This window comes from Dictyobacter alpinus, from assembly GCF_003967575.1.
Classification (GTDB): domain Bacteria; phylum Chloroflexota; class Ktedonobacteria; order Ktedonobacterales; family Ktedonobacteraceae; genus Dictyobacter; species Dictyobacter alpinus.
Genome location: NZ_BIFT01000001.1, coordinates 2,144,076 through 2,158,656 on the forward strand (window position 1 = coordinate 2,144,076; position 14,581 = coordinate 2,158,656).

Here is a 14,581-nt window from a genome sequence, read left to right on the forward strand (position 1 = left end):
TCCACATCGATTATCTGAGTATAGAAACATCCATATCATATATTGGATGACTCGTAGCAGAACTTAATCGAAGGATTGGGCTTCTTCTACCATGTAACCTTCGGCGCGGAGGCGGAGGAGGAGGTTTTCGCATTGGGCGCGATCACTGGTTTCCATGGTGATGGTTTCCTCACGTTGCATAATTGGGAGGCGATTGGAGATACGCTGGTGGCGGACGTCGATGATATTGATGCGCATATCAGTGATGATCTCCAGCATACGCATAAGTTCGCCTGGACGGTCCGTCAGACGGGTGTGGATGACAAAATAGCGTCCGGCCGTGGCCAGTCCATGTTCGATAAAGCGTCCCACCAGATTGATGTCGATGTTGCCTCCGGTCAGCGGCACCAGCACTTTTTTGCCTTTAAGATTGATTTTGCCACTAAGCATGGCCGCCAGACCAATAGCTCCCGCTCCCTCAACCATCATTTTACAGCGCTCCATCAGTAGCAGCACAGCATTGATGGTGGCTTCATCATCGACCAGCACAACATCATCGACCAGTTGTTGAATGATGGAAAAGGTTAATGATCCTGGCCGCTTGACAGCGATGCCATCGGCGATCGTAGTAATCGCAGGCAGGGTTGTGATAGTGCCCGCCTCAAGGGAGGCGCAACAACTGGGAGCGCCACTGGCCTGAACACCAATAATGGTGATATCAGGTTTTAGCGCACGCGCGGCAATCGCGATACCTGAGATCAATCCACCACCACCAATGGGGACAATAATGGCATCTGCATCAGGAAGATCATTGAGCATCTCCAGACCAAGGGTTCCCTGGCCGGCAATGACTTGGGGATCATCAAAGGCGTGGATGAAGGTAGCTCCGGTCTCACGTTGAAGTTCCAGGCAGTGTTGATAGGCATCATCATAGGTCGCTCCAAACAACACTACGTTCGCACCATAACCCTCGGTTGCCGTAACCTTTGCCAGCGGCGCACTCTCCGGCATCACAATCGTACAGGCAATATTATGCTGGGCGGCCGCAATCGCCACACCCTGAGCATGATTACCCGCGGACGCAGCAATAACGCCCGCCTTATATTGTTCCTCAGTCAGAGTCGAAATTTTATAGCCCGCCCCACGCACTTTAAAAGAACCCGAACGCTGCATATGCTCGCACTTCAAATAAATATCAGCGCCAGTCAATTGGCTCATCGTCTGAGAACGTGATAACGCGGTATGATGAATTACTGGCTTGAGGAACTTATAGGCTCGCCAGACATCAGCAATTTTAACAGAACTTGTAACCTCTTGAGAAGAGGTAGAGGATAGATCATTTCCTACAAGATGCATGATAGTAAGACTCCTTTAAGTCCCGCTTAGGACGCCCCCACCTCGTGGCGATAGGTCCAGGCGACATCGCCTGAGAGGACATAGATTAATTGCTGCACATATGTTTTCTCGACTTTACGCCGGGGAGCATGGTCAGTTACAGCAATGGGGCATAACGTTTTTGCAGTTTATCGAATTCATCATCAGGTATGGCAAAAAATGTTATGAAATGGATTATAGCGCAAGTTGAATAGCCCTGACAACCACTCCAAAAGGGCTTATCCATTATTCATAAGATCCCCGTTTTTTTATTATAGGGTTGCAGCAGTCGCGCACTGCGCGACTGCTGCAACCCTATAATAAAAAAACGGGGATGCATTGCCTCTGCATCCCCGTCATAATTGGCTGAAACAGTATGAAATTAGTCGCGTGAGCGGAAAATCTTCACACGGCGATGAGGCTCTTTACCTCGGCTGCGCGAGATCAGGTTGTAGCGAGTCGCCATCTGATGTTGGAGACGCCGCACATAAGCATTAGCAGGAGCCAGTTCGGCGGTCGTCAAACCCTTATTCAGGACTTGATGGATCGCGTCTTCAGTCTCAAGTAAGGCCTGCTTGGTTGGATCATCAAATTCGCTCTCACTTAAACTTGTCTTCGTGTCAGAATCTTCACCATCCTCTTCAGCAGATGCTACTTCGGGAATATCGAAGATGCGCGCTAACGCGTGCTGCATCTGCATGATGGTATTATTCTTGAGAATAATGATTAATTTCCGCTCTTGCTCCGCTTGTTGGAGGCGCTCAGGTTGACGGCGATAGTAATTTTTCAGCGTAATTACAGCGTCAGCTTCGTGCTCATTATTTGTAATCACAACCGGGACGCGCAACTGACGCGCGGACTCTGATAGCCGATCCCGATTGACACCAAACGGATACACTTTAAGGGTCTTGGGTGGACGAATCTCAGTCGCAGGCTCACTGGCCTGGTAGATGCCTTCAGTGATCTCGGTCACCGATCGCGTCTGTGTCAGGACGGTAGCACGGACCTCTCCATCATGCGGCGCGGTCCCGGTTGGTGCCAGGGCCTGTACCTGTGAAGAGATACGGGCGGTCGATTGATTGCGATTGCGCACGCGCTCACCACCACCACGCGGATCTAAGGCGGGCGGTACATTGCCACGTAGCGAACTCAGATAGGTATTATTGCGATCTGAATGGCTACGATCATTGCGATCCGAGCGTTCAAACATGCTTGTGGTGAAGCCTTGTCCAGGACGTACATTGGGACCACCGAGCCCATTGCCCCATCCAGGAACATCCATGCCACCCGTCGTCACTCGACGGATCGAAACATTACCATTCTCTTCATCACGTGTTCGCTCTTCAGCTACAATGGGCTGGCCGCGTAGCATATTATCGACCGTATCGGCCACATCACGATGTACGACAGCTTCCTCCCAGCTTTGCTGTTCAACCACAACCTCAAAGGTTGGAAGAGATTTGCGCTCTTGAATGCTCTTCTGCGTATGACGCCGGCGCGCCTCTTCGTCACCCAGGGTAACAGTCTGAATACCCCCTACGAGATCCGAGAGGGTAGGATTCACAAGCAAGTTTCCTAGCGAATTACCATGAGCCGTTGCGACCAATTGGACGCCACGTTCTGCGATAGTACGTGCCGCGGCCGCTTCCAACTCGGTACCAATCTCGTCAATGACGATGACCTGTGGCATATGATTTTCCACAGCTTCGATCATCACAGCATGCTGTTCCGCCGTACGCGCCACCTGCATACGTCGGGCACGACCAATGCCGGGATGAGGAATATCCCCATCGCCTGCAATTTCGTTTGAGGTATCCACAACCACTACACGCTTATTCGCCTCATCTGCAAGCACACGGGCAATCTCGCGCAAGAGTGTTGTTTTACCCACGCCAGGACGACCAAGAATCAAGATGGATTGGCCCTGTTCGACAATATCACGGATCAGGGCAATACTGCCAAGCACCGCTCGACCAATGCGGCAGGTTAAGCCGACGATTCGCCCTTTCCGATTACGCATAGCGCTGATTCGGTGAAGGGTCCGTTCGATACCCGCACGGTTGTCATCGCCGAATTCCCCAATACGTTCAACCACGTACTCCAGGTCGGCATAGGTCACCGGTGTCGTACTAAGGATCACTTCCCCTTCTGGGAATCGGCCCTCCGCCGTTCGGCCAAGGTCCATTACGATCTCCAGCAGTTCGCTTCGGTTCTCTAGCCGATTGACCGCGTCGTGGATGCCTGGCGGAAGAGTTGCCAGCAGAGCCTCCAGATCGTCAGTGATCACATGTTGCATAGGCAGTTTATCACCTCATTATTTTTTGGCGCGAATTGACCGTCCCCAGGCCCTTCAAGCCATAGACCGCTCGTGGCTCCAGCAGGGGGACCGTGCTCTGCCTCGTGGCCAGTAAAGCCACGTGTCGCACAAGCAGGACCTTGGAGAGGACCTGCTCAAATCCACTATTGCGAAGAGCGGTGTTAACAAAAGAATCGTACTCGCGCACCAGGCAATAGATGCGCCGTACGTCCGCGTCCAGTAGCCGCTTGATGCCAAACTGGATTAACGGTTCGGCAAGCTCGGCATGTTCCGGATGTACCAGTAAAGAGATGCGGTGAGGTGTCGAGCCGTGACCTCGGCACAATCGCATCCAGGCCCCAACACGCACACCTACGTCACATACATAATTCTCATTGCCCCCCGCAAAAAAGGAAGGCCATGGTTGTAGTGACCCGGCGTGGAGCTTTGCGTATTCTTCACTATTCTCATACAGTTCGGCCGTTGAGACACGCTGCGGCGTTACCGCACGATAGAGCTGGTATAATCCCCACGCGTGGTGGCGATTCCAGCGACGAAGCGAAGGGAGCACGGGCTCAGCTGAGACGTCTGTAGACCTGGATTTTTGCTGGGTTGGGTCATAGACATACGTCAACTCGCGTGCATAGCGTTGAAAACCCGAGCGCTGGAACATGTCCAATTCGGGTACATCATCTTCAACCTTCGCGAAGATACGGAGAATACCATGGGTTGCGGCCATCTCCACTGCATATTCGAGCAGGGCGGCCAGAATATCATCGCCCGCGAGATTTGCTCCATCGCGGTTTGTCATCGATGCCAGATACGCCAGATCCCAGGCATTGTGGGATGGTCGTTCACGCACCTGGGCAAAGCCCAGTAAGCGCCAGTGATCCTCACAGATCCATGTGCGGATAACTGGAGAGATGGGAAGGAAATGCCTCAATAATGGAGGCGAAGGGAGTGCGCTCTCCACCGACTCTAGCCAGCAGACAAAATTTGCAAAGTCATGCTGGCTACCTCGAGCCCGGTGGTCGATAGCGTAGATGATTCCCGGTAAATCAACATATAACACCGGTCTTATCATCCACAACTCCTGCGTTAGATAGAAGCTATGCTCTTAGAGCACTTCTACCGCTTCACGCTCTGAACTATGCGGAGAAAGTATTGATGAAAACGTGTATCTCCTGACACTTCAGGATGAAATGCAGTGCCTAGTAGGGTTCCTTCTCGGACAGCAACGATGGTTCCATCGTCGAGCGTCGCCAGCACCTCTACTTCGGGACCCGCCTGTTCGACTAAAGGTCCACGAATAAAGAATGTGTGGAATGGCGCTTCGCCTAGTGCGGGCACTGACAGATCAGTTTCAAAGCTTTCCCGCTGACTGCCAAACGCATTACGGCGGACGCGAATATCCATGCTAGCCAACAAAGGTTGGCCTGCAAGCGCGTTATCCGTCTCTCTCGCTAACAAGATCAGACCTGCGCACGTTCCCCAGACGGGAACACCTTCGCGGATCTTTCTTTGTAAAACTTCGTGGAGTCCATAGACAATCATTAGTTTGCCAATTGTCGTACTTTCACCACCTGGTAATATTATACCATCTATTTCATCTAGTTGCTCGGGGAGGCGAACAGCTGTGGCGTCCACTCCCAGTTCCCGTAACATCCTGATGTGGGCGGCAAAATCACCCTGTAATGCTAATACGCCGATACGTAGAGTTGGGTTGTATTTTTCCATGTGCTTTTCTTATTATCTGTCTACCAACCACGACGGGCCATGAGTTCCTGCTCAGGCAGTGTATCGAGATTGATGCCGACCATTGCCTCTCCCAGGTTGCGGGAAACCTCGGCCAGGATGGCTGGATCCTCAAAGTGGGTGGTCGCTTTAACGATGGCTTTCGCACGCAATAGTGGATCACCGGACTTAAAAATACCGGAGCCGACAAAGATGCCTTCAGCACCCAGGCGCATCATTAATGCGGCATCGGCTGGTGTAGCAATACCACCGGCTGAAAAGTTCACCACTGGCAGCTTGCCTGTTCGTGCGACTTCCAATACCAACTCGTAAGGAGCACCCAGTTCTTTCGCCTCAGCCATCAATTCTTCTTCGGGCAAGGACTGAAGACGTCGGACGCCGTCCATTACGGTACGCATATGGCGAACAGCTTCAATCACGTTTCCGGTTCCGGGCTCACCCTTTGTGCGCAGCATAGCCGCACCCTCACCAACACGACGCAGCGCCTCACCAAGATCACGGGCACCACAGACAAATGGGACCGAGAATTTATGCTTATTAACATGATAACGCTCGTCAGCTGGTGTCAGAACCTCAGACTCATCGATACAATCGATACCCAGAGACTGCAAAATCTCAGCCTCCACAAAATGTCCAATCCGGCACTTTGCCATCACAGGGATAGTGACCGCTTCCTTAATCTTCACGATCAACTCGGGATCGCTCATACGGGCCACACCACCCTGGGCACGAATATCCGCAGGCACGCGCTCAAGAGCCATCACTGCTGAAGCACCAGCCTCCTCCGCAATCTTCGCCTGTTCAGCGTTGACCACATCGCAGATAACTCCACCTTTTAACATCTCTGGAAAACTACGCTTGACCTGTACGGTCCCAATCTGCTTTTGCATGTATATACCTCTCCTGGCGTGCTTATTTATTTTCATCTATATGAAAAAATAAGGAATCAAATCTACTAAAAATTTTAGCACAAGTGGATAAATAACATCTACAGCCAATTGCAAAAAAACAAACCATCCATCTCCACCAACACCCACAGACCAGAAAAATAATATGAGGATTGGCCCCCAAAAGCACTATCCCATCCCCGCATTGGCATGGACAATGGCTGTCCCTCCAAAGGATACAACAAAAGAACAGACATATTTATGCCTGCCCCCCAAAAATAGCAACGGAGAGAGTGAAGTGAAGTGAAATAACGCCTGCCTTAATCCCTTAAGAGATGAAGACTGATGCGTAAAGCTTGATCCACACGATACAACTCATCCGCACTAATGGAACCCCGACGCCTGATCAGCCGCGACTTTTCAATTGTCATAATCTGCTCACACTTTACATCGGTGTAGTCAGTTAAACCATTGTTTGGAGTAGGTGTAATGCGTACATGTAACGGAAGCTCGCGCTCCGTTCGACTCATCGAGGCCACAATCGTCAAAGGATATGATGAAGAGGAATTGCCTCGATCATTTTGTATCACTAACGCTGGTCGGGTTCCTTGTTGCTCTGCACCACGGCCAGGTGACCAATTAACGTCCCAAATCTCGCCCCTGCGAGGATTTGGCGTACTCCCATTCGCATCTTGCTGCTGTTTCAGGCTCGGCAAAGACTGCCTGGCCTCATTACTCATGCAAACATACCTTCACAACCAGCACTAAAACAAAATTGGGCTTCTTCAAGAGTATCGGGAGAGGTTGCTAGATATGCGTAGGCTTCATCGAGAGAGTTGTTGAGAGAGGAGAGTTCACGTTCGCGTTTTTCCATTATTACGGTCCTCAGTTGCTGATAATCATCTTGCCTCATCAGATCCATAATAGCTTCTATTACGTCTCCAAGGGAGGAGTCGAATTCCACAGCCAGAGCCTTTAGCTCTTTATGCTGCGTTGAAGGGATCTGAATGGATTTTCGAACGAGGTTCTCATGACGATATAGGTCTGTATGTACAACAGCCATGAAGGTGCCTCCTAGTCATAACATGACGCCATCTCTTCTTATTGTACCGGGACGTCTGGTAATTGTCAATAAAGAGACGACCGTTTTTCTGCCAGGATTAGCATTTTTGAGTAGGCAAAATGCCTATTTTTCAGCGAAATTTACACAAAATTGGGACGTTAACCCAAAAATACTCGGGACATATCACCTGCTTCTATGTACCTGCGGTCCGAAGCGGAGCGCCAGCAGGATGCCAAAGGAAACGGCCAGTAAAACGACGGCCAGTGCAATCGATTTATCCAGATCTGACTCTGAAGCAATATAGACAGCAATTGGCATAGTCTGTGTTGTACCAGGAAAATTGCCGGCAAAAGTAATGGTTGCCCCAAATTCTCCCAGCGCGCGCGCCCAGCAAAGTCCGATACCAGAAAGGAGGGCGGGTCGGATCAATGGAAGAGTCACGTGCACAAAAGCATACAGTGGTGAAGCACGCAAAGTATAAGCCGCCATTTCATAACGCCGATCCAGTTGCTCAAGACCCGCTTTGGCACTATTCACAAAAAAAGGCGCGGCAATAAAGGTCTGAGCCATCACTACCGCGACCGTAGTAAAAGGAATGGTAATATTCAGGAGCGCTAAATAGTGTCCCAGGATACCCATGCGTCCAAATGTCAGAAGGAGCGCGACACCGGCAACCACTGGTGGCAGGACCGTTGGGAGCGTGACCAGGGTCTCCAGCAGGCCGCGGCCAAAGAAACGCTTGCGTGCCAGCAGGTAAGCTACCGGCAGGCCCAACAGACAGGCAATCAGTGTACTCAACGTGGTCGTAACAATGCTAAGTTGCAGAGCCTGAAAGATATCTGGCTGTAATAGTTCCTGCCAGATCGCAGCCGGCGGTTCTCTAAACAAGAGTCCGACCAGTGGTATACCCAGAAAAAGGAAGAAGAGGCTGGTCAGTACGATTATGAGTACATTGACCAGCCATGCCGGTAGAGTTTCTTTTAAGTGCTGCACTTTCATGGTGGCTCCAGCAAATATACGCTCACGCAGGCGCCGGAGCGCCCAACCCTCTTTTTTATGGTGTTGTTGGTCAAAGTGGGCTGAGCCCACTTTGACCAACAACACCATAAAAAAATTATTTCAAGCGCCGCAGGCGCGCAAAGTCATGCATGGGAAGCATGGGTGGTAAGGACTATTTTATACCAATGAAGTGGTATTTAGCCAGGGTGGCCTGACCCTCAGGGGAAAGCAGATAGGTCAGGAAATTCTGAGCTTCGGTGGCCTGGGCCGAGTTTTTGGTGATGGCGATAGGATAGCTGGCGATCACATTAAATTGATCTGGAATAGTGAGCGTGGTAAGTTTATTTTCTACGGCTGCTGTGACATCGGTTTGATAGACGATACCTGCATCGGCCTCACCCAACTGGACCTTCTGAACCACGGCTTTGACGTTCTGTTCCTGTGAAACAATGTTGGCCTTCACGCTCCTTTCATAATTCGTACCATATTCAGGAGACGTACCCATCTTATCCAGTACCTGTAAGCCATATTTACCGATCGGTACAGCAGGCGCACCTACAACCAGCTTGATGCCTGACTTCGATAGATCTTTGAGGGATGTGATATGGCCTGGATTAGACTTTGGTAGAATGATGACCAGTTTGTTCTTAGCAAAAACCTTGCTCTCGCCAACCACGTCGGCTTTAGCTGCTTTCTGCATATTGGTCTGGTCAGCTGAAGCAAAAATATCAGCGTTAGCACCATTGGTGAGTTGCTGAACCAGGGCCTGTGAACCATTGAAATTATAGGTAATATCTACATTGGGATGTGCGTTATGATAGGACGTTTTCAGCGAATTGAAAGATTCTGTCAGGGATGAGGCGGCAAAAATTTTTAATGAGACCTGCGCTGGAGTAGCCTTCGGACTCGACGGAGCATTGCTTGATGGGGCAGGAGCACTTTCTCCACATGCACTGACGATTATCAATAGCACCAGTAGCAACAGGGGAAGCGCGGAACGAAACAATTTCACCAGGGACCTCCTCTTAGCACAACGTTACTTTATGCTTGAATACTCAATAATTGAGTATAGCATAAAATTCAGTATATTTGCATTCTTGTCCAGAACTCAGGTACTATGAATTTTGTTGCAAACACAACCATAAGAAGAAAAACCGTACCCCAGCGACCCCTCTCCTTCATCACGAACCAGCCCCCCGTAGTTACGGCCCTCAGCGGCCGTTTGCCACCCGCCGCAGCGTGGTGGCCCACTATCCCTGCGATCCATTTACCTCTTGCCAGACACGTTCCCCCACGCGGTGCCCAAAAGAGACTTTCCCATGAATGCACAGTGCAGGGCCGCCCAGCGGCATCGCGGGGCAACCCTCTCTACCCGAGGAAACAACTATAGGGGAGCCGAACAGGCTGGATACAAGGCCACCACGCTGCGGCAGGTGGCAAGCGACCGCTGAGGGTCGCAGCTACGATCAGGCGAGATCTCGTGAGAGACTTTCGCGTGCCTGCTGAATGTGCTGCTGTACGTCCTGGATCTGTACAGGCAGATGTAAGGCTTGAAAGCCGCGTAGGGCCGCTTCGTAACAGGCTAATGCCTGACGGATATTATGCTGTTGATCTCCACGAGTGAGATTAGCATAGGACTGTCCCAGGAAGTATTTATTCTGTGACCATTCTAATAAGGCGGTTTCATAGGTCTGGATCTGTAAGGATTCTTCGAAGCTGGCGATGGCTCGCTCCAGATAACCCTGGTGTGTGCCGCGCGCTAGCTTCCAGTAGGTCTGGCCCAGATTACCCTGTGTCGCGGCCCATTCGTCCTGCATGTTCTCACGGGCATATACCAGCAAAGCGGCACGGTAACAGGAGAGGGCTTGCTGCAAGTGCAGTTCTGGATCATCGCTGTGTACATCTTTATAGGCATTACCAAGATTGCTCTGGGTCCTCGCCCATTCATAGGGTGTATCCTTGCGATTATAGACCTGGAGGGCCGATTCAAAGGAAATAATGGCCTTCTGTAGATTGGCCTGCTGCTCCTGGTTATCCTTGGGTTGCACGAGCAGATAGACATGACCCAGATTATAATGCACATTAGCCCAGGCCAGTGGATGCTGCGCAAAAGTATAAATATCCAGTACAGCCTCAAAGCAAATGATGGCCTGGCGCAACTGGGACTGCTCGTTGCCTTCGGGCATGTCCAGATAGGTCAATCCAAGCATATTGGTGGTTTTGGCCCATTCAGAGGGATAGAATTCGCGTGTATAGACTTCCAAGGCCGCGCGAAAACAGACGACGGCCTGCTCTAAACGGGACTGCTCATTGCCGCTCGACATGAGATTATAAGTGATACCAAGATTGGTGTAGATCGAGGCCCAATCCAGGGGCATGTGCTCCCGAGTATAGATACTCAGGGCAGCTTGATAACAGTCCACAGCATGGTGCAGGCTGGCTTCGCTCTCATCACCTGGCATATTGCGATAGGCGTTCCCCATACTTTGCATGGTGTTGGCCCATAAGTCGGGATGTAACTCATAGGTGTTGACCTGGAGGGCCGCCTGGTAATGGGTGATGGAGCGCTCCAGATTGGTTTGACGTTCCCCTCCTGGCAAGAACGCATACACGTTGGCCAGGCTGTATTGCGTCATTGCCCATTCCTCAGGCGCAGACTCAGGAGTATAGACGCGCAATGCGGACTCATAACAAGCAACCGCTTTGCGTAATGTGGCATAGCGATCATCTGTAGGTAGCAAGCAATACAGATTACCCAGATTATACTGTGTCTGGGCCCACGGTTCAGGAAACCTCTCAAAGGTATAGACCTCAAGACAAGATTGCAAGCAAGCTAATGCCTTGAAGAGTAAGGGACGCCGATTGCTTCCCAACATTTGAAGATACGTAAGGGCTAACTCATATTGGGTTTGAGCCCGATCTACAGCGTATTCTTCGCTAGTAAACACTTCCAGGGAGGCCTGAAAAGCGGCCAGAGCTTTACTCAAATACTGCTGACGATCATGCATCAGACCGCGATATGCCATACCCAATTGCTGCTGGGTTCTGGCCCATTCGATAGGTGTGGTTTGTAATGAATAAAGATTAAGGGCTCTTTGAAAACAGGCAATCGCCTGCTCTAAATTAGCCTGCTGATCTCCAGTTGAAGTATTACGATAGGTCATACCCAATGTATATTGAGTATCAGCGGCTGTACGCCACTCATTGTCATCTTTCATTCCGAAATAACATCCTGCATGTGAAAAAGGAGGGACACCTCCAGGAGCGCGTTATGTGCCTAAAACTAAAAACTTCTCATATGGATTGTATGTTGTGCCTTGCTGCTTGTCAACCACAATAGCTCTACTAATAATGTTAAGGCTCAGTTTTGAAAGAGAGCGGCCAGAGCCTTAACACGCGGCTCCTGACCCCAGATCGCCAGCATATGCTCGTACAAAGCATAAATCTCGCTGAAGGCCAGATCACTATTAATGGCCAGGGCGGCCCTGGTTGCGGCCTCAAGATAAATACAACATTGAATCATATTGCCAAGCACCAGGGAGGTATAGGCACGATACTTGAGGAACTCCGCACGCATCCGTTCTGAAGGAACCGGCTTAAGTTCATCAACCTGTGAGAAAGCCTCCCAGGCTAGTCTAGGCTGCCCCAGTCGGAGAAAGACCAGACCTTGATACAAATAAAGCATGGAATGATCGCATTGCGCATAGGACATACAGGCATCTTCCTCTGGCTTTTCAGGGAAGACCGCAATTGCCAGCTTCAAAAACTGCAACGCCTCAGTCTCACGTCCCATGGCGGCTTGAATCTCGGCCAGACCAGCGAAAATCCAGCTATGCAGGGCCGGCGAGATCAAATCATTATTGATGTTAATACAATGCAGCGCTTCATTAAATGCATTGAGGGCCGCCCCAATCCGCTTGCGCGCCGAATAGATATTAGCCAGGCGGATCTGGGCTGCAACATAAAGATTCCAATCCTTGGCCAGCTGGCTATAGACTAAAGCCTGGGTACCATTGGCCTGTGCAGACGTGAAATCCCCACGCTGCAGGTCCAATAACGCGAGCAACTGATAGACCTGCGACATTAAACTGGCCGCCGTTTTCTGCTCGGGCCCTGGTGTGAGGGTAGGTTTAATTAAGCGCGTGACATAGGTTGGTACCAGGCTCTCTAGCTCACGTTGTCCACCAGCCATGTACCACTGCCAGCATGAATTGAGGCCCAGCGACCACGTTGTCAGCAGAGCCGAAAGATCATGTTCAGCCTCGCTGGTTACTCCATTATCCTCTTCTCGCTGATCATCATGGACCGAAGCCTTGGGGGGGGCGGCATCCTTCACCTGAACCGACGACATCTGTGCAGCAAAGCCAAGCTCGGCAGGTGACATCTCGAAGATTGTACATAAAGCTTGTAGTGAAGAATGACGAGGAGTCTGGATGCCGGCTTCCCAACGAATATAGGTATGACGACTAACTCCAACTTGCTTACTCACAAAATCAGGGGTCCAGCACTTCTGCATGCGAACCGATTTCAGCATACCATTCTGTTTGTCCATATTTTCCTCAACCACACCTGATTACCTCTATCTTGCTTCAATGCCATGTAAAACGCTATGCCTGATGTGTGTACCCCCTCTGTGGAGGGATCAGGTTGTCCATGGCGTTATGTAAGAACCTATCTCTTCTTTCTATACACCAGGAAGCAAATTGGTAGAATATGTACTTTATTATAATCATAGGATGATGTCACTCTGAAAATGTGACTAATTTAAATGACGCCACAAAAATCCCATTACAAAAAATCTGGTAGTTACTATACTATATATACTAGTAAAGATCTTTCTATAGCGCAAAATTGATTCATTCTGCCCAGGGCTTTTTAATTTTCCTCTTCCTGGCGCCTACGGCGCCGGAGTCTGGTGTGGTGTGTGTTCTGTGGGCGGCCGCGGCCGCCCACAGAACACACACCACACCAGAAATACTCTGTATATGATTTGCCTGACAGTTACTCCCGGCTGAAAATGAAAAAGCCCTGCATTCTGCTGGTTAAGAAACCGGATGAAAAACAGAGGAGAATCCATTTTTCGCAACCAGATCATTACCGGAATTAGCTGGCCTTAAAGGTATAATAAGAATATTATTAGATTGTAATCATACCCTAATATTCGACATCGTCAAACTTTTTACATGTCTATTTCCGTGTATATAATAATATCTCTTATTGTATAACCTTTTAAGAATCAGGAAAGGGGAAGATTGTATGAAGGGTTCACTGTTCTGTAACACGTTTCTTCGCCGCATTTGTGTATTAATGGTAATATTTTTTCTGTTTGGACTCTACACTATTGCTAGTGGCTCTACACCACATGCGTTTGCGGATACAGATACATCATATGTACGTGTCATTCATGCTTCTCCGTATGTTGGTACCGCTGATGTATTTGTCGATGGAAAACCGTTCTTAAACAGCTTCCAATTCGCCTCTATTACAGATTATGCGGCTCTACCATCCGGCAATCATAAGGTGCAAATCGCACTGGTAGGAAAAGGCATTAATGCATCCGCGCTCAGCAAGACGCTTCCTGTTGAAGCCGGAAAAGCATATACGATTGCGGCCGTGGGTGAAAAACCTGATGCTTTGAATCTACAGGTTTTTGTGGATGATAATCAGGTCGTGAGTAATCGCGCTAAAGTACGCATCTATCACCTGATTCCAGATGCCAGCAAAGTGGATGTCTCCATTGGTGAGGATGACAAGATTACCGGTATGGATTATGAAGATGATAGCCCATACACTACGGTTGATACCGGCCCTTGTACATTCACATTCACAGTACCACAGACGAATAAGACGTTGTCCATCCCAAAAGTACTGGAAGCAAATACGGTGACAAGTGTTTTCGCTGTCGGTATGCTTGATGGCGATCCTAAAGCCCAGTTAGTAACGGCAACAGCAAAGGGAATTCCTGGCTTGCCACAAACTGGAGCCCCACCAGTCCTGGCAGATTTTGCCACTCCGGTTCCCGCCATCTGGCTGCTGGTTATGACAATGTTAGCCATGATTGGACTTGGTGTAGGGCGGCATGTGCAGCAGCGCAGGGCATAGTCTGATTTTGTTGGTGATTTTCTTGTCTTGCTAGCTCTGCTGGTCACTCTATGTTAGAGATAGTGGTTGTTTCCCACTCTTATTGTGGAGTGTGCAGCTAGCCGCACGCGGGCCCTGAAGGGCCTA

General features: G+C 50.0%; 13 protein-coding genes. 2 read left to right on the forward strand and 11 right to left on the reverse strand.

Annotated elements, in window-relative coordinates:
• Nucleotides 1-63: 63 nt before the first annotated feature.
• The 9 genes from ilvA to modA form a co-directional block, all read right to left on the reverse strand.
• Nucleotides 64-1,335 carry a threonine ammonia-lyase gene (ilvA, locus tag EL633_RS08465; RefSeq protein WP_126626767.1) on the reverse strand — a complete coding sequence of 424 codons (1,272 nt, stop codon included), beginning with the start codon at nt 1,333-1,335 and terminating at the stop codon, nt 64-66.
• Between the two features lie 400 nt (nt 1,336-1,735).
• Entirely contained in the window at nt 1,736-3,649 is a 1,914-nt protein-coding gene (locus tag EL633_RS08470) for an AAA ATPase domain-containing protein (protein ID WP_126626768.1), read from the reverse strand.
• 10 nt (nt 3,650-3,659) lie between these two features.
• Nucleotides 3,660-4,733: a hypothetical protein gene (locus EL633_RS08475; RefSeq protein WP_126626769.1), complete on the reverse strand. Its 1,074-nt coding sequence runs from the start codon at nt 4,731-4,733 to the stop codon at nt 3,660-3,662.
• 44 nt (nt 4,734-4,777) lie between these two features.
• Entirely contained in the window at nt 4,778-5,386 is a 609-nt protein-coding gene (gene pdxT, locus EL633_RS08480) for a pyridoxal 5'-phosphate synthase glutaminase subunit PdxT (protein ID WP_126626770.1), read from the reverse strand.
• 20 nt (nt 5,387-5,406) lie between these two features.
• On the reverse strand, nt 5,407-6,294 hold the full coding sequence (pdxS, locus tag EL633_RS08485) for a pyridoxal 5'-phosphate synthase lyase subunit PdxS (RefSeq protein WP_126626771.1): 888 nt from the start codon (nt 6,292-6,294) through the stop codon (nt 5,407-5,409).
• Nucleotides 6,295-6,611: 317 nt separating this feature from the next.
• Nucleotides 6,612-7,031 carry a type II toxin-antitoxin system PemK/MazF family toxin gene (locus EL633_RS08490; protein ID WP_126626772.1) on the reverse strand — a complete coding sequence of 140 codons (420 nt, stop codon included), beginning with the start codon at nt 7,029-7,031 and terminating at the stop codon, nt 6,612-6,614.
• Nucleotides 7,028-7,354, reverse strand: coding sequence for a hypothetical protein (locus EL633_RS08495; protein WP_126626773.1), 327 nt, complete (start codon nt 7,352-7,354; stop codon nt 7,028-7,030). The genes EL633_RS08490 and EL633_RS08495 overlap by 4 nt, the downstream gene beginning before the upstream one ends.
• 183 nt (nt 7,355-7,537) lie before the next feature.
• Complete coding sequence (locus tag EL633_RS08500; RefSeq protein WP_246039107.1) at nt 7,538-8,461, reverse strand: ABC transporter permease; 924 nt, start codon at nt 8,459-8,461, stop codon at nt 7,538-7,540.
• 64 nt (nt 8,462-8,525) lie between these two features.
• Nucleotides 8,526-9,365 carry a molybdate ABC transporter substrate-binding protein gene (gene modA / locus EL633_RS08505; RefSeq protein ID WP_161982038.1) on the reverse strand — a complete coding sequence of 280 codons (840 nt, stop codon included), beginning with the start codon at nt 9,363-9,365 and terminating at the stop codon, nt 8,526-8,528.
• Between the two features lie 307 nt (nt 9,366-9,672).
• On the opposite strand from modA, the gene EL633_RS37805 reads away from it, so the two are divergent.
• Nucleotides 9,673-9,804 (forward strand): hypothetical protein, encoded by a 132-nt coding sequence (locus EL633_RS37805; RefSeq protein WP_281275864.1) that lies wholly within the window; start codon nt 9,673-9,675, stop codon nt 9,802-9,804.
• 15 nt (nt 9,805-9,819) lie between these two features.
• Here the strand turns inward: EL633_RS37805 and EL633_RS08510 are convergent, their stop codons facing one another.
• Both EL633_RS08510 and EL633_RS08515 read right to left on the reverse strand, forming a co-directional pair.
• Nucleotides 9,820-11,571, reverse strand: a complete 1,752-nt coding sequence (locus EL633_RS08510) for a tetratricopeptide repeat protein (RefSeq protein WP_126626775.1) — start codon at nt 11,569-11,571, stop codon at nt 9,820-9,822.
• A gap of 143 nt (nt 11,572-11,714) precedes the next feature.
• Entirely contained in the window at nt 11,715-12,905 is a 1,191-nt protein-coding gene (locus EL633_RS08515; protein ID WP_126626776.1) for a helix-turn-helix transcriptional regulator, read from the reverse strand.
• A 704-nt stretch (nt 12,906-13,609) separates the two neighbouring features.
• Between EL633_RS08515 and EL633_RS08520 the strand changes: the two genes are divergently transcribed.
• Nucleotides 13,610-14,455 (forward strand): DUF4397 domain-containing protein, encoded by an 846-nt coding sequence (locus EL633_RS08520; protein ID WP_126626777.1) that lies wholly within the window; start codon nt 13,610-13,612, stop codon nt 14,453-14,455.
• Nucleotides 14,456-14,581: the final 126 nt, after the last annotated feature.